The following is a 24773-nucleotide window of genomic DNA, read 5'->3' on the forward strand; positions in this document are numbered from 1 at the left end:
CCCAAACGAAAACACCCATGGAAGACGAAAAAGGCTTACGCATGATCATCAACATGACGCTCATAATCGGGGCGTTCTTAGTAGTGCTGCACCTCTACTACTACTGCTATGGATTCTTCATTGAACATCACTTGACCGCTGCCTGGGTCGGGAACATTCTCACGCGCTTCAGCACGAAAACCGCATTGTTCCGATCTGCTTACGTCACCAAGGGTGCTGCTGTGCTGTGCTTGGCGATGACCTGCTTTGGTACGCGAGGCAAGCCCGATGACAAGCAGACGTGGCCGCCCATTATCGCCTACCTAGCGATTGGGATCTTGATGTTTCTGGGCAACATCTGGGTGCTAGACCTTGGCTACTCGGCAACTCTTATAACTGCGTTGTATGCCAGCACGACTATCCTAGGTTTCCTGCTTATGCTCAGAGGTGGCATACAGATGAGCCGGATGCTCAACGTGAATCTGAGAAATGACATTTTCAACACGGCCAATGAAAGCTTCCCCCAAGAGCAACGGAAGATGGAAAACGAGTATTCCGTAAACATCCCGACGCTCTACCAGTGGCAAGGCAAGAAGTATCAGGGCTGGGTGAATATTGTCAATCCGTTTCGTGCCACTGTCGTGTATGGTACTCCGGGTTCCGGTAAGTCCTACGCGGTAATCATCCAGTTCATCAAGCAGCACATCGCAAAGGGTTTTGCTATGTACGTGTACGACTACAAAATACCATCCTTAACCCTAGTAGTGTACAATGAGCTGTTGAAGCATCAAGACAAGTATTCAGTGCCGGTGCAGTTCTTCGTGGTTGATTTCGACAATCCCCGTCAGAGCCACCGAGGCAATCCTTTGCTGCCTTCCATGATGACGGACATCATTGACGCAACCGAAGCGGCCGCGACGATTATGCTGAACTTGAACCGCACCTGGATACCTAAACAAGACGACTTCTTTGTAAAAAGTCCGATCAACTTCGTGGCCGCCATCATCTGGTTTCTGAAGCTCTACGAGCGGGGGAAGTACTGCACCTTTCCCCATGTCATCGAGTTCCTAGCTCGCGACTACCAAGAGATGTTCCCAATCCTAGGCGCTTATGACGAGATCGAAAACTACGTCAAGCCCTTCGTGGATGCTTACGAAGATGATGCAATGGAACAGTTGTCGGGGCAGATTGCCTCAGCTCGAATTGCACTCGCTCAAATGGCTTCTCCGGCCCTGTACTGGGTGATGAGCGGCAATGACTTCACCCTTGACATCAACAACCCAGAGGCTCCTAAGGTCGTCTGCGTTGGCAACAACCCGAAACGTAAGGGCGTCTATGGCGCAGCGCTGGGCTTGTTCAACTCTCGCTTGGTTTCCCTCATCAATACGAAGGGCAAGCTGAAGTCGTCGCTGATTATCGACGAGCTGCCAACGATGTATTTCCGTGGCTTAGACAGCTTGATTGCGGAGGCCCGCAGTAATCTGGTGTCGACCTGTCTGGGCATCCAAACCCAAGCGTTGCTAGACCGGGACTATGGTAAACTGGAATCAACAGCCATACAAGAACTTGTGGGTAATGTAATCTCCGGACAATTAACGGGTAACAGTGCCAAGTCCTTGTCAGAGCGCTTTGGGCAAATCGTGCAGCAGCGCCAGGGTGTGAGCATCAACAGCAAGGATACCAGTAGTAGCATTTCGACGCAGATGGGCAACATGATTCCCGCCAGTACGATTTCCAACTTAAGCCAAGGTACGTTTGTGGGGGCCGTTGCCGATAACTTCGGGCAAGAGATACCGCAGAAGGTGTTTCACGCCCAAATCGTGGTTGATGTGGCCAAAATCAAGAAGGAAGAGGTAGCCTACCAAGAAATTCCCGACATCACCAGCTTTATCAATCCTGAAACGAGAAAGGATGAGATGGATGCGATAATCCGCGATAACTATAAATCTATCAAGGAAGAAATTGCTTCTATCGTGGCCAAAGAATTGGATAGGATTAAACGAGACCCCAATTTGCAGCATCTACTCAACACCAAAAAGATAAAAGCATCATGAACAGCAAGCAGATCGGCAAGCGTCTAGCTCTCCTACGGGATGAGCTCGCTAGCCCCGGTGAAGAGAAATGGGCGCAGAGCAAGGTGGCCGCAGAAACCGGTCTTACCCTTAACCAAGTAGCACGCCTGGAACAAGCCGCTGCTGGCAGTATTGAAGGGTTCGTGACCATCCTGTTATTCTATCACAACAAGGGCTATAATATCAGTTGGATCCTGTTGCCTGACAACACCACCGTTTCCAAGCGGGCGCTTTCTGAAAACACCAAGACTGTTGATGCACGCGATGTAATTAAAAAGCTGAGCGCCTTCAAGGAAGAGATTGGTAAAGAAGTAGATACCTTAATGGAAGTGTTAACCGAGTAGCTGTCGCATTATGGCTTAATGATTACTTTTAATTACTGTTATTAAATAGTCATAATCAAAAGAGTAAATTATTATATTTGCTTTAGCTGGCCCCGTGATGGTGGACAGGTGGTATAACTCATTTACTAACAGTGATATGCTTGAGCAAACCGAACCTAAACAAGGTGCGGGAGAACAGCTAGTTCCCCAATCTACAGGGCCAGCAGCGGCTCCAAAGAAAACGCATGACATCAATGTTGATGCGCTACGTGATGAATTCATCATCAATACGCAGCCGGTAGCCGATGCCCTGCGCAAGAGTGGCAAAGCAACGGAGGCCACTCAGCTTGAACAGGCGGCAAAGATTATCGGTGTATCCGTGGGCACTCAGCCCCAGCAGCAGCCGGTGCTAGGCGATGCCCTGAAGGGCGATTCTGTAGGCAATGTGCTCAAAAACATCTGGGAGGTGATTGACAAGGATCCGGACTTGAAAAACATGTCCCAGGCGCAGAGCCTACGCAAGTCAGGTAAAGCCCTCGATGACGCGGGCCTACTCAACATCACGGTTCGGAACGGGGTCGTGGTGAGCTTCGTCAGCAACTTCGCTGAGAACTTCGCCAGTGCCCAGCAGGCTATACCAAAGCCTGAGCAAAAGCCAGTGGCAGTAAAAGAGTCGGCGGCGTCGGCGGCGCGGGTGCAGCAAGCCGGCGCGAGTGCCCCAGCGCCAGCCGCGCCGGTAGTATCGGTAGAGCAAACGCTAAAAGCACCTGCGCCCAGCCAGCCCACTCAGGAAAAGGCGGCTTCTTTGCTGAGCCCTTCTTTGCTTGAGAAGGCCAAAGAGCTTCATCAGCAATCCATTGAGAGGAGAGGGAAAGGCTTCACAAAAGAGGACTTACCCGCTTCACTACTAGCTAAGATGGGCGTGCAAATAAGTGACCTAGAGAAGTCGGGCCAACTACAGAAGCTACTCAGCGGACAAAAGACGGACCTCATTTCTTCTTTCTCGCTACGCAATGAGCACGGAGAGGCCGTGCCGTTCGCCGCTAAGTTGGTGCTCAAGCGGGATGAGGCCGGCGCCCCCAGCTTGCAGTTTGACTTACCCAAACACCAGCTCATTATTCCGGAGCAGATTCTAGGGAAGGAAATCACGCCCGCCATGCGCAAGCAACTGGCTACTGATGGCGTGGTGCCGTTGTCAGATGGCTTTCGCGATGGCAAGGGGCAAACCTTTGCCGCTTACGTAGCAGTCGACAAAGAGATGAACCGTGTCGTTGCCGTGCGCCGTGAGGGCATTGTAGTGCCCAAACAACTCATGGGCGTCACGCTGGAACCTGCGCAGCAGAAGCTACTACTAGAGGGAAAGCCCACCAAAATTGAGGGGATGCTTAACACCAAGCAGCAACTGTTTGATGCTGTTGTGCAGCTCGATCCGGTGAAGCGCCAACTCACGTTTCGGGAAGCCACGCCCCACGCTGCGAAGGAAATTAAGAAGGAGGTAAAGCAAGAAGCGCCGGCGTCACGGCCACGAGTTCGTTTATAATTTGCTTGATTTGAATACGGAAATCAGTTCCTGAGCATACCGGGAGCTGATTTTCTATTAGTACCCAATCCGACCTACATCTGATAGTCTTCCAGACTTTTGCTCAATATTGAGCAGAAGTCTATAATTTCTTGACCCGACCCACACACCTATGCAACAACAAATAATTGCCCTTGCTTATGCAGCAGCCCCGCGAACCTGAGCTAAACTTCAGCCAAGTCAAAAAAGACCTCAACTTGGTTGACTTGGTGCTGCACCTGGGCTATCAGCACAACCGAGCCAAAAGCGGCCCTTCCCCCGACAAAGGCAAGTTTCACGTCTTCGATTACCAGGGCAACCCAAACCTAGATCAAGTCATCATCTACAAAGCACCCTCGGGGGATTACCTGTACTTCAGTCGCGCCGATGACCGGGACAAGGGGAGTGTCATTGACTTCTTCAAGTATCGCATCGAGAACCCCCGTATCGTTGGCATCGTGGCCAGTCCAGGCAAAGGCATCTGGGGCAGCGTCATCGACAACGCAAAGCGTTTCCTGAACCTGCCAGAGCAGCAGCGGCAGCCCAGCCCCGCTCTGCAAGCAGCTATTGAGCCGGTAAAGCATGGCGACCAATATGTGCCTGACTTCCTGCTAAAGACAACGCCCCTCACGGATAAGCGCTACCTGCTCAGCCGCGGGCTCAGTGAAGAGACCCTGGTGAACAGTTGTTTTGCCGGCCGGATCCTGAATCATATTCACGAGGGCAAAAGCAAGGATGGCCAGCCGTATCGTTTTGTAAACACTGCCTTCCCGCAGCTCTACAAGGACAGGATTGTAGGCTTGGAGATCAAAGCCAACGGCTTCAAAGGGCAGGCCGCCGACTCGCTGAATTCGTCGGCATTGTGGCTTTCCAACAGTGGCGCTAAGACCCACACCCTCATCGTATCAGAAAGTGCCATCGACAGCCTGTCATATTTCCAGCTGAAGCAGCCAAACAATACTATGTATGCGTCCACTTCGGGCAATTTGACCAATAACAAAGTGGGCGAGATCAAGAGGCTGGTAGAGAGCCAGAATTTGAAAACGGTGAAGCTAGCCTTCGATAACAACATGGAAGGCCACCTATTTGACACGAAGCTTATCACTGGCCTAGCCCATGCATCCACGCCCATGCGCATCGAACGCAATATGCCGGGGCTGCTCACCGTCAGTATTTACTCGGACCAGGAAAAGTATTTCGCCAGCCTGCACCGCGAGGCCAAGAACTACAATCAGCAGGTTACGGAAGGGTACTACCAAGTGGCCGGGCGGGAGCCCGCAACCTCCAGCACGTTAACCAGCGAGTTGATCATTGCCTCAAAGGAGGCTGAAAACAGCTACCGGTTTCACATTCCAAAGCGCCTTGAAGCATTAGCCTTTTTCAATCAAGCTTTGATGAATGCGTATCCCATGACTGTGCGGCTAGAAATGGATAAGTCGCGAGCTAATGATTGGAATGACCAACTAAAAGAGAAGATAAAAGACATTCAGCCAACCCTAGAGCAAAATACTAGACGGCGTACCCCCAAGCTGTAGTACAATTATTTGAGAGGCAAGGACATTCAAGTCCGTTTGAAATAGCGGATTTGAATGTTATTTAGAGCGTGTTGAGGAATTAGCGTAGACGATTCACACAAATGGTGATGTTAGTCAAATAGAGCCAGGTCACATGGCTGTCCGGGGTGTACTCGTAGTCCACAGCCAAGCGACGAAAGCACGCCAACCAGGCGCAGGTGCGCTCCACCACCCAGCGACGCGCAACCGGCACGAAGCCGCGAGTAGTTGGCGGTTAATATGGTGCGTGAGGTGCAAGCCGCGTCAACATCGGGCAAAGCGGCCACAATACGCTTTGTCCGATGTTGACGCGCTTACCGCTGTCAAGCCCGCGCTGCTCATGAATGGGCGGAGCCAGCTTCACAGCTTTGACTATCGACACAGGCGAAGGCAGGTATGGCTTCTTGGTGCTGGGCTAAGCGGTCGAGTTGGTTGAGCACGCGTTGAAGTGGAGAAGCATTTCTAGTAGATTATAAGCTTCGCTATGAGACTTATAACATAAAATGTAAAAAGGCTTTTAGCCTTTCCCAGATGACTGATTGGAGATGTGCTGAGCGACTGTTAGGCTGAACAGGGTTCATATAAACCATTTATGTTTACAGGCTTAACTCTCCCCCTTCCCTAATGACCGCCGTAATCCAAGCTAAGCGCCAAGTACTCGCCACAGTGGCTAGTCAAGTGACAGATTATCCGAAAACAGCTCGGCTAGCCAACGCCTTGGCCAAAAACTTCAAGTCTACCGTTGTCGATTCCCTAGAGCGCACTAAAAACTTGGCTTATCAACTCTACGTGCAGGACAGACCCGATTTATGCTTGCAAGTCTGCCAATTGCTTAATGACCTAGTTTTTACCAACAATTATAATATCTGGACCTGGGTAGAATTAACCTTAGCGCTGGAGTGGAAGCTCCAGACTCAAGCTGGTGAATTGACCCAGGCGCAACGGTGTGCCGCTATACTGCGGTCCACTTACGAACTAGGTGATACCGTTGCGCAAGCGCAAGGAGCGAAGAATTTAGCTTGGCGGGTAAATGGCGGCTTGCTCTATGATGCTCAGATTGCGCAGGCAGAACAGAGGGGCGATACGACTGCTGAGAAGTCTTATCGCCAACTACAACTAGGGGCGCTCCTATGCATTCAGGCCCTTGGCGGTTCCGCGACGTTACCGCTACCAGAACTCGAACGTCAACTTGTTTTTCAACTAGCCAAGCTTCGAAACACTTGAATAAGCTAGAAAAGGCAAGCTGTTTCCCAGAAAAACCTAATTTATAAAGCTATAGGCTCACAAAGTAAATTAGTTTTATTCTCAGACCTATCCTGTAAGCAACATTACGTTAATCGACTTTTTCTAGGACACAGTAAGCATAGCAACAAGGCTGAACCTAGTTTTCGTCTACTTTTATCGTTATGCTCAACCTTCTATTCCCAAGCTTACCTTATCAACGGATGCTAGATCCGATGTGGCAGCAGGAAGCCCAGCAAGCGCAGCATCACGGCTACTCGGTGTGCCTCTATGATGCCGAGCAGCAACGGCTTTATCAGACCCCTCATCCGACGTGGCCCACCCTGTACCGCGGGTGGATGCTCTCGGAGCGAGAGTACCGCCAACTTGCCCAGTTAACGCCGCTGTTCATCTCGCCGGAGCTGTACCTGGCTTCCCATCAAGCCTCGGGCTGGTATTCGGCGATTGCACCGTTCACCCCAGCGAGTGTGTTTGCGCCGGTCCACCAAGCAGCCCCCTTGATCGAACAAGCCTTGCAGTTCCAGGATCGTTGTTTTGTCAAGAGCCTGACCAAATCTTTTGGCGCAGATTCCGTGATTTCTTCGTTGCCTGCTTTTACCGCACTCGTACAGCGGCATGCCTTAGCGGCCGACGAGGTGCTCTTCATTCGCTCCTATCAGGAACTCTCCAACCAGCCAGAAGAGCGCTATTTTGCCATCCAGGGACAGGCCTATGGCGCTGCGAGAAAACGCTTTCCAGTGGTGTTGCAACCCGTGCTGGCCCGGCTGCAATCCCGTTGGTTGTACACGCTGGATGTGGCCTACACCGCCTCGGGTACGCCGCTGATCATCGAAGTCGGTGATGGCCAAGTTTCGGATACAAAGGAGTGGTCCGTGGCAGAGTTGTATCAAACCGTGCTGCAACGTTTAGCTGAGCAGGCTGCTTCGTAGTCGAGCCCTATTAAACATGGATTCGACTTCTCGGACGCCAAGCGTAGACGGTAGATGATTCTAAGCAGTTATTACTGATAACTTGAAGCTCTTTTCTATTGCGCAATCAGGCGCAGCATACTTAGATGAGCAACGCACTTTATAACAGAGCAAAAATCTTGGTAAACAGAATCGCATTGACCCACTTTTTTGCACTCGCTTCTCTCGTGGCCAATGCACAACACCTTAAGCCCGCTTTGCCAGCCATAACCAGTACATTCTATCAGCGGCTAGAGACTACCTATAAATATCAAGAAGCAGTATTACCGCTGGGCACCACCTCAGTTAAACGCTACTTGCAATTGGGTAGAAAGCGCTATTTACTAGAATATAGCGTCAATGATCAAACGCATGAGCGGCGACTACGGGAGAACTATTTCCTAGAAATCATAAATAACGATACCTGTCAAGTGAGCAAGGCAAAATACCTGCTCAGTGGCACGACGGCTAAAGTGGATCCAACAGGCGCTGTTGCTGTCTTTACTAATTATCGGGATGAGTTGTTCTTTGAATCAGGAAAGCTCCTCATCCAGCAAGATTTTGATCCCATTGCCGTGCTCACAGTTCAGGCTGCGGCAACGAAGAAAGGCCAGTGGCTCTATGCGACGAGTTTTGCCGATGAAACACGAAACGATACGGTGGCCTGCTACCACTTAACACGTTCCGTTACGGGTGATACCTGTACCCTGGAGCTACGGGAGCGAATAGATAACCACTTGCGGCGCTGGCGCAGCAACAATAGCACGCAGCTCAGTTGGCAGATTGAGGTAGCAAAGCGCCAAGTGACGGCCACACAAGGGGCGCTGAGCCGTAATGAGTATCAATGGCGTAGGACCTATAAGCCCAACGCAGACTTCTCGGAAACGTTGGGCATCGCTGGTATGTCGTCGATGGGGGCTGGCGTCGTAGCCAAAACCTTGCTCTACAAACGGGAGTACCGGCGAATCAACAAGGGGAAAGCGGTGGACACCTACACCGTGATGGATCCACTGAGCCACCAAGTAGCCTTCACGTTTACCATCCTATCGCTCTATCAATAGCGAACCGTAAATAGCCTAAGGGTGGTAGAGCGTACGTTAGGGTGCAACTTAGTTCTACCACTCAACAGAAGGGGTATCCAAAGCAATGCTGATCACCTTTCTCGAGCATAGGATAAGATTTGTTCTCGGACATTCTTGGGAATAGCGTATTTACGCCTAGCGAGTACTAGTGCATAAAAAACAGTATTTCTCCGTTATTGGCAAGCCTACTTGCCACCTTAGTTACTCATGCGTCAATTTCTCTCTGTTCTGCTGGTACTCTGTTCTGCTTGCGGGTCGAGCGACTTTCGACCCTGCCCCAACACGCACATAGACCTCACCAAGCAGCTCTACAATGATGTGATCATTGAAATCATCGAGCAGCGCTTGCATAATGCATACCTCCCGAAGGAAGATCAACAGGTGATCTGGCAGCACTTTGTTACCAGCGATCATCTGGAGCCTACTGCCGCCGATTCGGTATGGGTTCGTGCGCAAAAAGTCCACTTTCAACAGCAACTCTTCCAGGATACAGCCCGCTTTCAGACCTTCTATTTGCGTACCATGGGGGCTTATAAAACGCAGTTAGCCAACTTGCCGACTCAGTTCACCACCGTGCAGGCGGGACCAAAAGTATTAGCTCGCCTAGCAGCGCTGATCACGGCGCTGGCGCCGCAGCAGCCACAAGCAGCGTTGGATAGTCTCAACACGGTCCAGCAGCATATGCAGGCACAGGAGTTCCAACTTTGCACAGCCAAGCTGGTGCCGTTGCAGGCTGCTCAGCGGGTTCATGAGGCGGGGGGAACGATTACTCTCTCCTCCGTGGTGTTCAATGCTCACCAAGACCAGGCGCTGCTTGCCTATAGCTGGCAGTGTGGCCCACGGTGTGGGCTTGGGGAGGCGTTGTGGGTGGAAAGAGTGAAGGGACGGTGGCGCATCAAGCAGGCGGAAGGAATCTGGATCGCCTAAGCCTCTGCCCGGTAACTCATGGGAGGCACCTGGGCGTACATCCTGCCTGTAATTCGTAGGCAAAGCCTTCTTATCAAGCCTATAACGTTTCTTAACCGTTGCTTGGAAGATGTTATGGGCGTTACGCTCAAGCTATAACGTCCTGTAAAGGCCTCTATAAGATATTAGTAGCATGCTTCGAATCATGTTGCCTTATTTAGCGCGGCTTGACTATTTCTCAGCTGATTTTCCCACTAACAGGTAAATAAAAACGGCGGTTAGTAACGGGATGCACAAGAAGAAGACTAGAAAATAGTCTGACGTGCTAGGAGCTCCATAGATGGTAGGCTCGGGCCAACAACGAAAACCAATGTAGGCCACCAAGCAGGCTAACATGACGCCAATGGGCTTGGACTCCGAGGTACGCCACTTGTTAAGAAGAAAATATAAGGACAATCCGTAAAGAACAGCCGTCGGAACCGCCTTAAACAGGAAGGCAGCAAAGCGTAAAATGTCGTCGTCAAGCAATAGCAATCCGTACATGAAAGTGTTTGCCAAGGCAAAAGGGAATTTATTTAGTCAGCGAACAGAAAGGCACTCTCACACGATTAGCTACTCAGGCCGAGACGAGTATCAATTTGTGGCAGGCTTAAAAGAAACGTCTTAGAAGCCGATTGAGGTGCTACTGGAGGATTGCTCCAACAACCTCACCAAACGCACTTTTTTCACGACACGCACACGATCAGTGCATTCAGAAAGCTTAACAGGTGTAGTAGCTTGATGAAAGCTCCCACAATGCCAAGCAATCGTTACTAGGCTTGGACATTTTGCAAAGGGACTATCACAAAGTGTCCAAGCTCCAATTTAGCTTTCTCCCCTTTTACTAGTTGTTAGTGAGTGCCTTGGCTGTACTGGAAACACTCAGTTACAAGCCTTTCAAGAAGTTCTTCTGCTAAGAAGAGAGAATTGGAGACCTGACGTATAAATCGGCTTTTTTGGCTAGAAGAACCCCCAACACTAGGGCTGTTTACGGTGATATAGCCTTCTTCAAACCACTTGACACTCAAGCTCTCCACCGGGTACATCACACGGTGGGGGTAGTGTGTTACGAACGACAAACAAGTAGGCAAGCAGCAGGAACAGATAACTGACGTTCTGCGGCTTAGTACTATAGCTTCCTGACTACCTGCCACCGGCTCTATTTTCCGGAACGAACTGCGTCTACCATAGCCGTGTTGCAGCTATTTTGAATAGCGGTGAACGTAATTGAGTCAAACAGCTTGAGCAATTTCGCCTCTTGGGTCGCACTCAAGTCTCGGCCATACATGTGGAAGGAGACCATACCGTACAAGTTAGCGCCAATGCTGTCGATATAGATGCCGGTTAGTCCGTTGCCCGTGACGCGCGGCCGGCTTAGCTTATAGCGTTGCTGGTGTCGGCGTCGGAAAAATACATTCTGCTTTCGGTACTCATCTAGGTCGTAGTAGTCGGTTCGGGCAATGTGCATGGTGGGACCGAGCGCGTAGTAGTTTTCTTGACCTGGCGCGATCACGGCTACTAAGGGCTCTTCTTCTGTGACGGTCCACACGTGGTTACCCACGGCGTAGCGGATCGTATCGCGGCCATACAAGAAGTAGGAAGCGCAGGCGTTCCGATCAGAAAAGGTGCAGGATTCTCCGTACGCGTGGAAGGAGAAAAACCGCGTGCGTTCTAGCGGGCCTTCGCTCGCAACGCAGCCGACCAGAAGCACCAGCGCAAGGGGAGAAAGCAGCTGGGCTGTTTTGTGTGCTATCCAGTACATGGGCAATATCTTTTTCATCTGTATGGATCGTCTTTCCTCGTTTCGCTGGTGTTGTACGACACTGCGCATGAGCGTCCAGAGGGTTCTAAAATCGGCCACCTTCCACAAGAGATATTATAGCGTTCTTGTGCCGGTAAGTGGAGAATGGCTGAGCGTTTGTGCCGATTCATGGACCGGGATATACAGGCAAGCGACAAAGGAGTAAAGTAGTGGAAGGCGTAAGGTATGCGCCGTTTGTTTAGCTATCAAACCAGCCTTTTGCTGCTAGTCTTAGGCCGATCGTTGAAGCAAGAGCTGCACGCCTTTGCCGGTGAAGGCGCACCCGCGCCGGGTGCGATACCCTTTTTCATTTAAAGCCTGCGCGATCTGGCGTAAGCTCAAGCCTTTCTCCCGCAGCAAGTGGATGAGATGCTGCGCCTGGACGTTAGCTTTATGCGTACGCGCATTTTCTTGCTGTTGGGCTCGCCCTTGGATTCTACCGGCCGTACTCAGATTCACGGGAGTCCCTAACGGCTCGCCACGGGCTTTCTTGGCCGCCAGGGCCTCCTGCGTGCGCTGGCTAATGAGTTCGCGTTCATGTTGCGCTAGGCTGGCAAAGATGCCTTTGGTAAGCGTGTTCAACTCTGGCATGTCGGCGGCCACAAACGGGACCTCTAGGCGCAGGATGTAGGCGGCATCCCGGCTCATGCGGTCGAGCTTGGCCACCAACAGGGTAGCGCCCAAGCGCCGGCACTCGGCCACGGCCTTGGCTAGCTCGGGACGTTGGCTGTTCTTACCGGACTCTACTTCCTGGAAGGTGGCCACAATCGCGGCTGGATCCTGCACATAGCCCCGCACCGCGGCTTGCTGCGCTTCTAAGCCTAAGCCGGATGCCCCCTGCTTCTGGGTGGAAACCCGATAATAAGCAACGTAGGGCATCGGGGAACGGGTTATTAGTGGGAAATGCCCAAAGATACCCGTGCTGTGTAATTCTAGGAAGGGAGGTGCCTAGGATTACACACCCCTGCTCAACCAGCTGCTCGACGGACCTCACGGCCTGGAAAGAAGGACGCTAGATGAAGATACGTACGCCTGGTGCCGGCAGCGGGACCAGCGGCCCACCAATTCGGGTCTGGCCATGCCACGCTGCGCCCAACCCCTTGCTCGGTCACCGGGTCCCCACCGCTCTAATTGGGTCTGGTTAGGCTCTCGTCACCGACCTACCCCAGCAGGGCGACTGCCGGCTTTACCTGGCCATGTGGCTCGATCCCAATCGCCAAACCACGTCGAAACACACGTGCCTACTGTGTCCGGCTTCGCTAGCTCCCCTTTGCTTCCATGCCCATCCTAATAGAAAGATCATCTGTCCGCTACTCTTCGCCTTTTTCGAGCGATCAGCTGTTCGATACGTCGCCCAAGCTATTTACCCAAGCGTCAGCTTTACGATGCTTAAGAATTCAGGCCCGTAGCCACCATGATAGAACAGGACAGTTAGCGGAGGGGACCTAGCTACTTTTAAACTGCCCTAACATCCTACTAAAGCTACTGATGATCAACCAGGTTTACGCGCGCCTTCTCCTCTTTTTAGTAGGTGGTTTGTTCTCTGTTCAAGCCGTAAAAGCCCAAACCCAACCAGGCCGCACGATCCGCAACTTTGATAAAAGCTGGCGCTTCCTTAAAGAAGACGCTCCCGGCGCCGAACAGCCCTCTTTTGATGATTCCCACTGGCGGACGCTGGATGTGCCGCACGACTGGAGCATTGAAGGGCCGATGGCCCAAACCAACCCAACCGGCCGCGGGGGCGGGTATATGCCCGCCGGCATCGGCTGGTACCGGAAAACGTTTACCGTTGCGGCGGCTGACGCTAACCGCAAAGTACGAATTGAGTTTGACGGCGTCATGGCCAATAGCGAAGTGTTTGTGAATGGCGTTTCGGTCGGTAAACGCCCCTATGGCTATGTCAGCTTCACCTACGATCTTACCGCGCAGCTACAGTTCGGCGGCAAACCCAATCTCATCGCCGTGCGGGTGGATAACAGTGCGCAGCCTTCCTCCCGCTGGTATACCGGCGCCGGTATTTACCGCCATGTGCGTTTGGTATCGACCGGCACTACCCATTTCGACCAGTGGGGGGTATTTATCCGGCCCATGCAGGTTACCGCGCAAAAGGCAGTAGTAAGGGTGCAGGCCAACGTAACGAATGAGTCGGCCGCGGTGGGTAGCTATACCTTGCAAACCACCCTTATTGACCCAACGGGCAAAACTGTAAAAACAAGCGAAAGCAAACAAACCATTGCGGCCGGCAAAACAGTGGACTATACCCAAACGCTTGAGGTGACTAGCCCTGCCTTGTGGGATACCGAACACCCGCAGCTGTATAAAGTCCTTACCAAATTAGTAGCCGGCACCGTTACTACCGATGCGGTAACCACGCCGGTCGGCATCCGCGAAGCTAAATTCCTGGCCGCTACCGGTTTTTGGTTAAATGGGAAGAACCTCAAACTGTATGGGGTGTGCTTACACGAAGATGGGGGCGCGGTTGGTTCGGCTATTCCGCTTGCCGTCTGGGAACGCCGGTTTAAGCAACTGAAAGCGATTGGCGTGAACGCCATCCGCACCGCGCATAACGAAGTGGCCCCCGAGTTCTTAGACCTGTGCGACCGCATGGGCCTGCTGGTCATGGATGAAACCTTTGATACCTGGGAAGCCAACAAAGTAAGCCGGGGCAAAGAGGGCGGCAGCGGGGGGTATCACCTGTATTTCAAGCAATGGTGGGCGAAAGATACCCGCAACCAGGTGCTGCGCGACCGCAATCACCCTAGTGTAGTCATTTACAGCGTGGGCAACGAGATACACGATAACCTGAAAGATAGTACGGGCTTTCGAAAATATAAGATGCAGCAGGATCTGATCCACTCGTTGGACCCCAGCCGGCCGGTTACCATGGCCTTGCTGCAACCCAACGGTAGCTCCCAGGTCTATAAAACAGGCTTTGCCGAACAAATGGATATTGTGGGCCAGAATTATCGGGAGAATGAATTGGTGGCCTATCACCAGGAACATCCCGACCGGATAGTGATCGGCACGGAGAACACCCATGTGCTTACTCAATGGCTGGCGCTGCGGGATAATGCCTTTATGTCGGGCCAGTTTTTATGGACGGGTGTTGATTACCTGGGCGAGGACGTTTGGCCCAGCCGCGGCGCCACCTTCGGGCTGCTAGACCGGACCGGCGGCTGGCATACCAATGGGTTGCAACGGGCCGCCTGGTGGTCGGCTAAACCGGTGGTGTTTATCCAGCGCAGTTCACCAACTCCTCCGCGGCCGGCGCGTGTACCGGCCGGCGCTGCCCCTGCTGCAATCCCTGCCGGTACTCCGGCGGCTGGGCTGGACGGACCTACCGCGGCCGCAGCCCGGGGCGGCATCGAGTACCTGTCGGACTGGACACCGGCCGAGCCGGCCACCTATACGACGGCCCGGGTACAGGTTTTCAGCAATGCCGATGAAACCGAGCTGTTCCTGAACGGCAAGTCGTTGGGGGTTAAACACAAGTCGCCCCTCGATTCGGCGCTGTTCTGGAATGTACCTTTTGAAAAAGGCACCTTGAAAGCCATTGCCCGCAACCAAGGCCAAGAAGTTGCCACCGACGAGCTAAAAACGGCCGGCGAACCGGCCAAGATCATCCTGACGGCCGATAAATCTCGAGTTGGCAATAACTGGGATGCTGTCTCCTTTGTGACGGCTAGCGTTGTGGATGCTAAGGGCGTGGTATGCCCGAATAGCGCTAAGCTTATCCAGTTCCGTGTAAGCGGCGGCGGGGTGATCGCGGCGGTGGATAACGCCGATCGCAACGATCACGCTCCGTACCAGGCAACAGAACGCAAAACGTATAAAGGCACCTGTATTGCCTTAATTAAAGCGAAGGCAGCCACCGGTAAAATCACGATTAAGGCCAGTGCCCAGGGTTTAGCCGATGGGGTAGTAACTATTGACGCCATGCCTTAAAAAGTAGGCGGTGGGCGAGGCGGTGGTTTGTTAGCCTAAAGGCATGCTTGAAACGGCAGCTTGCCCATCAAGGCCATGACGGCAGCGTTGGCCTAGCGCAGGTTCTTGAGCGAGAAATGGTATCCGCCCCCGCACGGCGACTCAGGTGCTTACCCTGCGCGAGGCAGGAGCGCATTCCGCATTCCTGCCGCCATCACTTGGTGCTGGTCCGTCAGTGCTGCTGGATATACGCCATAGCCCGGTCGAGCACCTCATCGCGGCCCGCTTAGTGGACCAGAATAGATGGGTCGGTTGGACACCTTCTAATAGTCCCTTTACAAAATGTCCAAGCTAGCTGAGCCCGTACGCTACGGTCCATAATTACGCCTAGAAGCAAAGGGGTTCGAGTACCGAAAGCAGTGCTCTTTTACAAATACCTTAAGTTAGCGGCTCCTGTATGCCGATAGATACTCTTGCGCCTCTGCTCTTGTCGCTGCCCCTTACCCATCAAGCGGTGTTTGCGGCCTTAACCTGTGAGAAAATGCTTCCCTCCATCGTTCGGTTTGATGAGGTCGAAGAGTCGTCTGGTGCACCCATTTTCCGCAAGGCCATTGATACTCTCTGCGCCTTCGGGGCAAACGAGCCCGTTAGGATGGCCGAGTTTGCCCGTCTGCAGCAGCAACTGGAAGCGTTCTGGCCTGATTTAGACGAAAGTACCAACCCGGTTGCTTCGTATGCCTTCGACGCCTGCGTAGCGCTCGGCGAGGCCTTGGCCCTGGTCCAAGAGGCAGAGGCGGAACATGTCGTGCACTGTGCCACCGCTGCCCGAGATACGGTGGATATGTATGTACAAGATGTGACCGACCTCGACCTGCCTCCGGCTGAGCTGAATGAGTTCATTGATGCCACGCCTGTCATGCAGCAAGAAGTCGCGCGGCAGGCAGCAACGGCCCAAGTTTTAGCAACAGCGTCGCACCTAACAGCCACTTTTATAGACCAGTTGCGCCAGCAGAACAGGCAAGAGCCTCTCATAGACTTTGCCAGGGTCTAAATCACCTGATTTGAGAAGCAGGGCCTTAGCGTGTAAAGCCATCCTTTTGGAAGAAGAACCCCCATAACGTTTTCCAATTCGACCTTTAGAAAACGTTATAGGCTCGACAGGGAAGGTTGACGCATGTTTACAAAACGTTCTATCTTCCCTCTCTCTTCTCTTATCTGGTTTCCGTGACCTATTCTACGACGTATTCGCTGCCTTGTGGGAAGCACCAGATCCTCAACCTTGATGCCGATGAAGAGGGCAACTACATTGCCTTGCTAAGTCATGGGGAAGTTTGGACCCCTACCTTTCAGGTGCAGTTGCCCCACCAATTCCGGTTTCCCCTGATTCGAGCCTTGGATAAAACGCGGTTCCTGATCATTGAGGGACGGCAACGCATCGAGCCCAACGGGCACATCTTCGACTACGCAGGCAATAAGCTCCTGAGCTTCGAAGCCGGTGATGGCGTAGAAGACGTCTTGGTGCAAGCGCGCCAGATTGTGGTGTCGTACTTTGATGAGGGCGTGGCTAGTGACAAGAAACCCAGTAGTGACGGGCTCGCCGTCTCTGACTTCACAGGCCAGCAACGCTATGGGCTCAATTCTAGTCAGTCGTACTTCCTGCTCGATTGTTACGCGATGTGTAAGTTAGGCCGGGATAGTATCCTAGCCTACACCTACACCAAGTTTCCGTTGCTTGAGTTGCGCTTAAACGATTATCGACTCCTCGAACAACCCACCCCGGCTGACTTTGAAGGAGCGCATGCGCTGACAACCAGTCACCAGAATGTCGTCTTCTATAGTTCCTACCAGGACAAGAGCAGCTTTTTCTGGTGGGACCGGCAAAAGAAAGTAACCCGCTTCGGGCATTTTTCGGCGGCACCAATGCGCGGCATTGGTTCGGGTAAGTTTCTGACCTATGATGCCAATAGCTTTACGATCATTGATGCTATGGAGCTAATGCGACAGGAATTGTCTTCCAAACACAAGCATATCTGATAAGCTGTGCGGAAAGCATAGTAGAAAAAGTCCTGGATTATATAATCGCGAGCGGGTTCAAGGAATTTATATTATTCCTATGCTTGTCTGGTATCGATTATTATGTAAAGAAATTATTCTTAGATACAGTAGGAAATAATTACCATTTCCTACTACCCCTAAAATTTTATTTACGTGTGTTCGTGAAAGTATTTAGTGTAGTGTCTGCGAAATGCCTTCCTACGCGTTATTGCAGGAAAGCTGATTGGTAGAAGCGTTTTTAACTTCGCCTCGCGTACTAAGAGCCCACTAGTCATCGCATGTAGAATTACTGGGTATCGTTTACTAAAAGAAGCCTTACCTATGCTTCCTTGGAAAAGAATTGTACTAGGCAGCGCCATTCTGCTGCTGGATAGTGGGGCGTTGCTTCTCTTGATCGTGCTATCGATGAGCTATGGTGATGAGACTGACCTGCTGGAGGACGAAGCGTATCAGCGGTTTGAGCGCAGCGTAACGTTCGGCTGGTGGCTTTGGTGGGGGGTAAACGCAGGAATACTTGCCCTGCTACTGTATCGGTTATTTAAGCAGCGTGCGGCGGTGTCGTCAGCAGTTCCTAGGAGTTAATTAGGCAGTACTCTAAAGTGCGCGAAACCAATTACTCAGGTTGCAATCGCCTTTTGAATAGGGTCTGGTAAGGGTGCGTTATCACGCCTATGCCAAGTGTTAAACCAGTGCCGATGGATTGCTAAAATCAGGCTTACTGCAGTCCGAGAAGTCCCGTTATGTTTAATAGCGGGTAGATAGCAGGCCCATCAGACTTATTTCTTGATCCGAAACGGATCGCTCCGATACATAGTCGTACAGGTGTGTAGATCGGCGCAATACACCACCACCAAGCGAACGGTGATGGCCCCCGCTTCCACATAGGTCTTCTCCAGCAGCCTGGTATTGTAGGAGTGTGCCCCGTTTTGCAAGACCTTTGGCGACACGGCATTGCTCGTCTGACACGCAATGTCCATATCCACCTCGTACCAGCGGTCTTGGTAGTTGGCTTCCAAGCTAATATAGCCGGTTGTACCGGGTGCCATGTGACGTAGCTCGAAGTGGATTAGCTCGCCGTACGTATACGTTATTTTGGGTACGTGCACACGTGGCGAAGGCGCAAGTGCCAGCCAGGTATGCAGCGCAGTCAGTAGGGTCATCACGATGAAGTTGCGAGTAGACGAAAGCAAGAAGTGAGCCTGACTGACGAGGGGTCTGAATCCTGGAAAAAGTTGATAAACATAATGTTGCTTATGGCCACCTTCTCGGAATAAGCGCAATTTTTGCTTGCTACTAGTGCTGGCCTAAAATTACACTTTGCTTTGATCAAGCCGATACCTCCACCCCAAGGAGAAACCACAGAAGCTCGGCAATGGGTAGCCGAGCAACTCGGCCTGCCTTATCAGGACGATATGCAGGACTGGCCGTGGGAAGTGGCAGATGCCGCGTGTGTAGAAGAGTACCTTCAACTCTATGCGCGTGCTGGTGATACCGAGCGGATCGTCCTGATGGAAATGCTCCTACAAGCTGCTACAGAGCAACGCACGCCCCAAAAGCGACGCGTAGCGTGGGCAAAAATAGAGGCGCTCTTAACCCAAAACGCAGACTTACATGCCGCTACCGCGCACTATTGGTGTCTGTGGGGGTACGAAGGAAAGGGCTTTCATATAACACCGCATGTGCGAGCTTGGTGGATCGCTCACTACCCAATTCCCGATGACTTGGCAGACGATAAGCTCCTAAACGATCAATTATAACGGATAACATTCTGTAAAGGCTCCCTTACAGAACGTTATGAGTTGCCTTAATAAGCCTCGATAAGCCAGCGCTTACCGAGCGTAAGGGTTTGTGAAAAGACCGTTTTATGAACGCTTGCGTTGTTTAGTTCATCATCTTGGCTAGCGCTTAAGCCGTCTCTCCCTATGCTTCGGAAATATGCTTGTTACGCTAGCCTGTTGGTGGCGCTGCCAGCAAGCAACGCCTTGGCCCAAACCCGCCCTAAAAAATGCGCCAGCAAGCCGGTGGCAGTGCCGACACCAGTGCCAAAAAGGGTGCCTTACGCGGCGCAAGAATATGGAATTGACCCGTCGACCCCCTGCCCAGCGAAAAACCGTTCTTCGACTTAAATGGCGTCTATACCTACGTAGACCAAATGCCGACGCTGAACGGCCAGGACGCGTCCATGGCCAGTAGTGCTGCTATCTACCGGACTTTAGTTGTGCCACCGGCCGCCCCGGACGGCCGCGTGTTCGTGTCGTTCGAAGTGGATAAAGAAGGACGTGTCCGCCACCCGCGGATTGTGAAGGGGCTACGGGCCGACGTGGATTCGGCCGTTATCGCGGCGACGCGGCAGCTTCCACCCTTCATTCCCGGCCAGCAGGAGGGGCAAGCGGTAATCATAAGCATTATGGTACCCGTGCCCATCCTAGTAAAGAAGTAGCCGGAAGCCGCTCTGCTGGGCCTAGTGTGGATGGCTTTTCTTAATTCCCTCGTATTCCCACACCACTCTCCTATGTGACAAATGATAGAGAAAAATCACTCATCTATATGACTTTACAATGTTTCACCATATTTATATAAATAATGATGTTGATGATACGCCTCTAGGGCTGTATGCTGACGGAATGAAAATGTATAAACACGCTCAAGTGCCAGTTGGATCAGATTTCTCATCTGATTGGCCAACGAACGATCAAGGAGTTGTCGAGTATATACAGTCTGCTACTTCCTATGAAGCAGTTGCATCAGAAGAAGAATCAACTATAAGAGTAACTATTATTAACGGAGCTTCAGAGGTTGCTGGTAAAACAATTGAAGATTTATAAATAAACAAGCAATGAGATTTGCATTTGCGTTGATATATTACGGACCAGCATTTATAGTGCTTTCCTACGTTATATATGCTTTGCTAATACTTTTAAATTCTAAAAGGTTTTTACCTTTCCGGTATTGGTTTGGCTTGTGGACTATTTTTGCTTATTTATTTTTCGCGTTCTTAGCTGGATTTAGTGTAGTTATAGCGGAGGAAATAAGCATAAATAGATATGTAAAGTGGATAATATTTAGCGATTTGAGCGCTCCAAATAGTTTATTGAGTTCTCTAACTCATATTTGGATATTTTCCATGTTGTGTACACTGCCTATTATACTGCTTTGCTATTGGGTTTATAAGTCTGTTTACGTAAGTAAATAATATTTAAATACTGAAATCATATACATCTCCGTTCCTACTAATAGGTTCACGTGCTTTGCTGCACGTAAAAGAAAGTCTGAGTCTAAGTCGGAAGTAGAGTACTTGTTGATGCAGCTAGGCTGGAGAAGCAACATACAAGCCAATGATCTGCTTCAGATAAGAAGCGCATTCAATTTAACAGATGTCTTAACCCAAATCAAGACTCTGGTAGATGATTTGCGCTATCAGCGAGGGGATATAGCTGCTACGGTTGAAAACTTAATTTCCTCGTTTACATGAACAGCCTAGCTCACTTGAAAACGGGCAGTAAGAGAGGGTAAATAGGCTGGAAAACGGTACAGAAAAGCTGTTCAGCAATCAAAGTACAATCTGCTTCTCATTTCGTTGAGAAAACTGTACTTTAGGTATTGTTAAACAAATAGGGGAAAACCTCCAACTCACCATTACATTGGCTTAGCGGATGGCTATCAGAGGGCGTCTATGTCAAACGGCATCCGTATAGGCTCTCTCGGGCATGGGAGCTTCGGGGGCGGCTAAAAGTCAACACCCGCACTGTAAGATTCCTTAATTGGCTGCTCAATAGTAACCCGCATGTGCGTATCACCGTCCGGTAAGTTGAGCAAAAAAGCCCAGTCGATGTGCAGCGTGGCGGTAACAGGCTGGCCATGAAGCCGAGCCGGGACCAGGGGAGGCAATTGGTACAGGGCCGCGCGAATGCCTTTGTATAAGGCGACATGATGCTTTTTGAGGCCGTCATACCGAACAAGTTTAATGGTCGTCACCTTCCCCGCACGGTTCACCACAGCGTCTACGTACAGCGTCCCGTTCACTTGGGAAGGCTGCACGCCGGCAGGGTAGTGAAAGTTTCGAACGAGGGCTTCCTCTAAGGCCTGGGGGCCGCCGCCAGGCAATTGAGGTAGGTGGTCAACATTTAGGTTGGCGGTTAGTGGCGCATATGTAAGCTGCTTCACCGTCCTGTCTTGCCGCGCTTTGGGTTTTGCCACTAGAATATCTACGAGGGTCATTCTGACCACCACTGGCCGTCCGTTTTGCTGGCCAGGAATCAAACGCGGTAGTTGCCTTGCCGCCGCCAGCACGGCCGAATCGGTACTCGCGTTCAGTCCGTTCTCAATATGCAGATTCCGTACACCACCCGCGGTGTCTACCTCCAAACGTAAAAATACCCGCCCCTCCTGCACATCGCGTGGTAACACCAGCCGGGACATAATAGCCCGTTCAATTGGCGCAACCCCGCGGCGACCAGGCATGTGCGGCATTTCGTCCACGTAGTTATAGACTCGATTGCCATTCACCGGCGGCGGTGGGGCTTCGACAGGCGCGGCTGTCAGTGATGGTGGTGCACTCTCCCCGCTATAAGGCTTAGTAATCACAAACGGGTACTCCCTTAATTGATTCTGCGCTACACCTTTAAGGGAATCAGGATCGACGATCACCCGGTTAATAGTAGCCCACCCCTGCTTTGTGTAGAAGTCAACGTATTTGTCTGCGTTTGGACCTGAAAGGCCTGCGTGTAGGAAGCCAATACGCTGCTCAAAAAGCCAAGCACGGTATTGATAAAGGGTAATCTGGGTGTTCGTGGTTTCGCTGATCATGCTGGTCCAAGTCGCCAGCTCAATGCGGATACTCTCGTCCCGATAAACAACATCGTTCTCATTGTCCCGGAAGGACACCCATACGATCAGAATAGGAACAAGCAAGGGGGTGAGCCACGCTTGTGCCTGGGCCCATGCCCTTCCCGGGCCTACGGCCATCTTAGCCCATATTCCACCTAGCAAACCGCAGCCTACGATGAGCAGGGAGAAACAGGCGGGAGAGCGAATGCGCAAGTCCCACGGGCCACAACTCACGAGAATAGCACCTAGGATCAATGCCCCGCCTCCCCGATGCGCCCACCGTAACGGACGCTCTACTGCCTTGGCGGGTAGGTATCGCGGCAGGAGAGTATACAATAGCACGTAGAGGACTATGGCGGCGCCGAGTAAGCCGAGAAAAATGAAAATATCCAGCATGCCGCAAAGATTAGGAACGTCGACCGAAGGTAGCAGCCTACTCCTTCCTTTAAGATGTTGTTAATCAAGAAGGGAAAACCGCTGACTCAGCAGCGCAAGCATTTGATCACTTAACGAAAAGTTAAGTGATCAAATGCTTGATGTAATGATAGGAGTGATAGTGTAAATGTTCGTTTTAGCTATTCTCTTTCAATTGTATCGAGGGACGTCTAAAACTATCGACTAGCGCTACTCTTACGGCGCATCTATACCTTATCAGCAACATTCAAGCTGGTTGACTTCCGAGTCGGAGGTTTTGCCCTATTTGTTTAACAACACCCTACTTTCAACTAAAGAAGAGTGGATAGCTCGTCACTCGCAACCAGAACTCGTTATAGCCTTCTAACAGGATTATCTGGCTTGAAAGATATTGAGCTCTCATTAGTTACTAGTAACGCTGCCACTCATGGAAAGCAGTGTTGATTAACATAAATCAACGTTCTTTCACCAAATAATTGCTTCCCCTGCTTCGGGCTCGCATTGTGTTTGCTATCAAAGGAAGATACTAAATTGAAGTAGTGCCTTCTATATGACTACCCTGTTGCAAGAAGAAGATTTTGACGGTTCTATCTTTCTGAGAAAGTGCGGTGTGACTGCCCAACGGCTAGAAGCTGTAAATATCTTAGAAGGCGATCTCGAAGCCATTGTTGATAATTTCAAAGCCCGGCAAGCGCAATTTCAGCGTACTGCGCAGAGCGTTTCAGATACGCTGCTGCAAGACGCAGGCGTACATTCTGTCCGGTACCGCGTGAAGGATCCTTACAGTCTAGCAAAGAAGATTGTTCGCAAGAAAGAGCTTAATCAAGAGCGAATTATCACGTTGGATAACTACGATGAAGAAATCACAGACTTATCGGGGGTGCGTGCGCTCCATCTTTTCAAGAATGATTGGATCCACATTCATGAGTTCATTACCCGCAACTGGGATTTGAAAGAAACACCTGTAGTATACTATCGCAAAGGTGATTCCGATGAGTTGTTACAGATCTACCGGGAGCAGGCATGTGAGCTAAAAGAGCATCCGTATGGATATCGGTCCGCACACTACTTAGTCAAAACTTCTTTGACGAAGAAACAAGCCTATGTAGAAATTCAAGTTAGAACCATCTTTGAAGAAGGCTGGAGCGAGGTGGATCATAAGATCCGCTATCCGGAATTTTCTAACGACCCATTGCTGACTAATCTGTTGATGCTGCTAAATCGTTCGGCGGGCGCAGCGGATGAGATGAGTGGTTTTGTCCAGGATCTAAAACGCTATATCGAGAACAATCAACGGGAAAAAGCGGAGCAGATGCGGCAATTGCAAGCGGCACTTAACAAACTGCAAATCCCCGAAACAGCGAAGCATAAAATTGAAGACATTGCCAAGTCTCTGCAGGTATTTAGCTTACAAACACTTCCACACTTACCACTTGGCCATTTAGCAAGTTTAGAAAAATCATTTGCGGGATTTAATCCCCATGACTTGTTTGCTCCTGGTTTTATTGCAGCGATGGAGAATATCCCTCGACCAACGGAAGAAATAGTCAACTTAATTAAGCAGATACCATCATCGGCCCTGATGGCACTTTCTTCTGGAGAATTAAAAGCTCCCGTGAAGAAAGTACGCAAACCTAAGCCGTCTGCTAAAAAGTAGCTCTGGAGTGGTCTAATCTGACGATGCCTCGGTTGTCATGCTTTAGTAATTGATAGGATGCGGTTTACCTATCACTGTGCCATATCTGTCTGGGAATAGCTGCTCGTATAAATACGGAAAAACCAATGAGCTATCACCTGCGCTAGTTACCTTTGGCTTACTCGCATGGTAGTCACCCCGCTAAAGCGTCGTCTGAAAAGACGAAGCCCCAGCTGGTGATGACAGCTAGGGCTTCAGGAAGTGGGTGATTCGAGCACCCTTACTCCCGAGCAATATGGGTAAACGTGCGAAAGAGAAGCAGACAAACCTGTTTCTCGTGTCCCTAGAGTTAGTGAAGACGGCACTAGGGGCGGTGATTCGAGCAGTGGTCTCCCACTGGCTGGATCGCCATTAG

At 51.2% G+C, this 24773-nt stretch carries 20 protein-coding genes; 16 read left to right on the forward strand and 4 right to left on the reverse strand.

Translation table 11 applies throughout. The annotated features are described in order from the left end of the window. Positions 1 to 17 precede the first annotated feature (17 nt). The 8 genes from mobC (at position 18) to IEX74_RS21885 (ending at position 9683) form a co-directional block, all read left to right on the forward strand. A complete protein-coding gene (gene mobC / locus IEX74_RS21845; protein ID WP_188816218.1) occupies positions 18 to 2033 on the forward strand; it encodes a conjugal transfer protein MobC in 2016 nt (671 codons plus the stop codon). Then, positions 2030 to 2395: a hypothetical protein gene (locus IEX74_RS21850; protein WP_188816219.1), complete on the forward strand. Its 366-nt coding sequence runs from the start codon at positions 2030 to 2032 to the stop codon at positions 2393 to 2395. The genes mobC and IEX74_RS21850 overlap by 4 nt, the downstream gene beginning before the upstream one ends. 136 nt (positions 2396 to 2531) lie before the next feature. Continuing rightward, positions 2532 to 3914 carry a DUF3945 domain-containing protein gene (locus IEX74_RS21855; protein WP_188816220.1) on the forward strand — a complete coding sequence of 461 codons (1383 nt, stop codon included), beginning with the start codon at positions 2532 to 2534 and terminating at the stop codon, positions 3912 to 3914. Between the two features lie 179 nt (positions 3915 to 4093). Further along, entirely contained in the window at positions 4094 to 5467 is a 1374-nt protein-coding gene (locus IEX74_RS21860; RefSeq protein WP_188816221.1) for a toprim domain-containing protein, read from the forward strand. Positions 5468 to 6109: 642 nt separating this feature from the next. After that, positions 6110 to 6709, forward strand: coding sequence for a DUF6707 family protein (locus tag IEX74_RS21870; RefSeq protein ID WP_188816223.1), 600 nt, complete (start codon positions 6110 to 6112; stop codon positions 6707 to 6709). Positions 6710 to 6891: 182 nt separating this feature from the next. After that, positions 6892 to 7656, forward strand: coding sequence for an ATP-grasp domain-containing protein (locus IEX74_RS21875; protein WP_188816224.1), 765 nt, complete (start codon positions 6892 to 6894; stop codon positions 7654 to 7656). Between the two features lie 125 nt (positions 7657 to 7781). Continuing rightward, the gene (locus IEX74_RS21880) at positions 7782 to 8735 is read left to right on the forward strand and encodes a hypothetical protein (protein ID WP_188816225.1); all 954 of its coding nucleotides are present in this window, start codon (positions 7782 to 7784) and stop codon (positions 8733 to 8735) included. 228 nt (positions 8736 to 8963) lie between these two features. Beyond that, positions 8964 to 9683, forward strand: coding sequence for a hypothetical protein (locus tag IEX74_RS21885; RefSeq protein WP_188816226.1), 720 nt, complete (start codon positions 8964 to 8966; stop codon positions 9681 to 9683). Positions 9684 to 10860: 1177 nt separating this feature from the next. Here the strand turns inward: IEX74_RS21885 and IEX74_RS21890 are convergent. Continuing rightward, on the reverse strand, positions 10861 to 11481 hold the full coding sequence (locus IEX74_RS21890) for a hypothetical protein (protein ID WP_188816227.1): 621 nt from the start codon (positions 11479 to 11481) through the stop codon (positions 10861 to 10863). Positions 11482 to 11733: 252 nt separating this feature from the next. Continuing rightward, positions 11734 to 12381, reverse strand: coding sequence for a recombinase family protein (locus IEX74_RS21895; RefSeq protein ID WP_188816228.1), 648 nt, complete (start codon positions 12379 to 12381; stop codon positions 11734 to 11736). Between the two features lie 657 nt (positions 12382 to 13038). On the opposite strand from IEX74_RS21895, the gene IEX74_RS21900 reads away from it, so the two are divergent. From IEX74_RS21900 to IEX74_RS21915, 4 genes are all read left to right on the forward strand, one after another. Then, on the forward strand, positions 13039 to 15447 hold the full coding sequence (locus IEX74_RS21900; RefSeq protein WP_229755414.1) for a glycoside hydrolase family 2 TIM barrel-domain containing protein: 2409 nt from the start codon (positions 13039 to 13041) through the stop codon (positions 15445 to 15447). Between the two features lie 436 nt (positions 15448 to 15883). Next, positions 15884 to 16477 (forward strand): DUF416 family protein, encoded by a 594-nt coding sequence (locus IEX74_RS21905; RefSeq protein ID WP_188816230.1) that lies wholly within the window; start codon positions 15884 to 15886, stop codon positions 16475 to 16477. A gap of 173 nt (positions 16478 to 16650) precedes the next feature. Then, positions 16651 to 17460, forward strand: coding sequence for a hypothetical protein (locus IEX74_RS21910; RefSeq protein ID WP_188816231.1), 810 nt, complete (start codon positions 16651 to 16653; stop codon positions 17458 to 17460). A gap of 342 nt (positions 17461 to 17802) precedes the next feature. After that, positions 17803 to 18063, forward strand: coding sequence for a hypothetical protein (locus IEX74_RS21915; protein ID WP_188816232.1), 261 nt, complete (start codon positions 17803 to 17805; stop codon positions 18061 to 18063). 194 nt (positions 18064 to 18257) lie between these two features. Here IEX74_RS21915 and IEX74_RS21920 read toward each other — a convergent pair whose 3' ends face one another. Continuing rightward, entirely contained in the window at positions 18258 to 18671 is a 414-nt protein-coding gene (locus IEX74_RS21920) for a hypothetical protein (protein ID WP_188816233.1), read from the reverse strand. Between the two features lie 132 nt (positions 18672 to 18803). Between IEX74_RS21920 and IEX74_RS21925 the strand changes: the two genes are divergently transcribed. The 3 genes from IEX74_RS21925 (at position 18804) to IEX74_RS21935 (ending at position 20306) form a co-directional block, all read left to right on the forward strand. Further along, positions 18804 to 19238 carry a hypothetical protein gene (locus IEX74_RS21925; RefSeq protein WP_188816234.1) on the forward strand — a complete coding sequence of 145 codons (435 nt, stop codon included), beginning with the start codon at positions 18804 to 18806 and terminating at the stop codon, positions 19236 to 19238. Between the two features lie 395 nt (positions 19239 to 19633). Continuing rightward, entirely contained in the window at positions 19634 to 19921 is a 288-nt protein-coding gene (locus IEX74_RS21930; protein WP_188816235.1) for an energy transducer TonB, read from the forward strand. Positions 19922 to 20039: 118 nt separating this feature from the next. Then, positions 20040 to 20306 (forward strand): hypothetical protein, encoded by a 267-nt coding sequence (locus IEX74_RS21935; RefSeq protein WP_188816236.1) that lies wholly within the window; start codon positions 20040 to 20042, stop codon positions 20304 to 20306. Positions 20307 to 21207: 901 nt separating this feature from the next. Here the strand turns inward: IEX74_RS21935 and IEX74_RS21940 are convergent. After that, the gene (locus IEX74_RS21940; protein ID WP_188816237.1) at positions 21208 to 22392 is read right to left on the reverse strand and encodes an energy transducer TonB; all 1185 of its coding nucleotides are present in this window, start codon (positions 22390 to 22392) and stop codon (positions 21208 to 21210) included. Between the two features lie 880 nt (positions 22393 to 23272). On the opposite strand from IEX74_RS21940, the gene IEX74_RS21945 reads away from it, so the two are divergent. Further along, positions 23273 to 24379 (forward strand): RelA/SpoT domain-containing protein, encoded by a 1107-nt coding sequence (locus IEX74_RS21945; protein WP_188816238.1) that lies wholly within the window; start codon positions 23273 to 23275, stop codon positions 24377 to 24379. Positions 24380 to 24773 lie beyond the last annotated feature (394 nt).

Origin of the sequence: Hymenobacter cavernae, assembly GCF_014641455.1 — a bacterium.
Lineage (GTDB): Bacteria > Bacteroidota > Bacteroidia > Cytophagales > Hymenobacteraceae > Hymenobacter > Hymenobacter cavernae.

Bases quoted from the DNA above. Each gene is read 5' to 3' on its own strand.
- mobC (WP_188816218.1), top strand. From the start codon at position 18: ATGGAAGACGAAAAAGGCTTACGCATGATCATCAACATGACGCTCATA.
- IEX74_RS21850 (WP_188816219.1), top strand. From the start codon at position 2,030: ATGAACAGCAAGCAGATCGGCAAGCGTCTAGCTCTCCTACGGGATGAG.
- IEX74_RS21855 (WP_188816220.1), top strand. From the start codon at position 2,532: ATGCTTGAGCAAACCGAACCTAAACAAGGTGCGGGAGAACAGCTAGTT.
- IEX74_RS21860 (WP_188816221.1), top strand. From the start codon at position 4,094: ATGCAGCAGCCCCGCGAACCTGAGCTAAACTTCAGCCAAGTCAAAAAA.
- IEX74_RS21870 (WP_188816223.1), top strand. From the start codon at position 6,110: ATGACCGCCGTAATCCAAGCTAAGCGCCAAGTACTCGCCACAGTGGCT.
- IEX74_RS21875 (WP_188816224.1), top strand. From the start codon at position 6,892: ATGCTCAACCTTCTATTCCCAAGCTTACCTTATCAACGGATGCTAGAT.
- IEX74_RS21880 (WP_188816225.1), top strand. From the start codon at position 7,782: ATGAGCAACGCACTTTATAACAGAGCAAAAATCTTGGTAAACAGAATC.
- IEX74_RS21885 (WP_188816226.1), top strand. From the start codon at position 8,964: ATGCGTCAATTTCTCTCTGTTCTGCTGGTACTCTGTTCTGCTTGCGGG.
- IEX74_RS21890 (WP_188816227.1), bottom strand. From the start codon at position 11,481: ATGAAAAAGATATTGCCCATGTACTGGATAGCACACAAAACAGCCCAG.
- IEX74_RS21895 (WP_188816228.1), bottom strand. From the start codon at position 12,381: ATGCCCTACGTTGCTTATTATCGGGTTTCCACCCAGAAGCAGGGGGCA.
- IEX74_RS21905 (WP_188816230.1), top strand. From the start codon at position 15,884: ATGCCGATAGATACTCTTGCGCCTCTGCTCTTGTCGCTGCCCCTTACC.
- IEX74_RS21915 (WP_188816232.1), top strand. From the start codon at position 17,803: ATGCTTCCTTGGAAAAGAATTGTACTAGGCAGCGCCATTCTGCTGCTG.
- IEX74_RS21930 (WP_188816235.1), top strand. From the start codon at position 19,634: ATGCCGACGCTGAACGGCCAGGACGCGTCCATGGCCAGTAGTGCTGCT.
- IEX74_RS21935 (WP_188816236.1), top strand. From the start codon at position 20,040: ATGTTTCACCATATTTATATAAATAATGATGTTGATGATACGCCTCTA.
- IEX74_RS21945 (WP_188816238.1), top strand. From the start codon at position 23,273: ATGACTACCCTGTTGCAAGAAGAAGATTTTGACGGTTCTATCTTTCTG.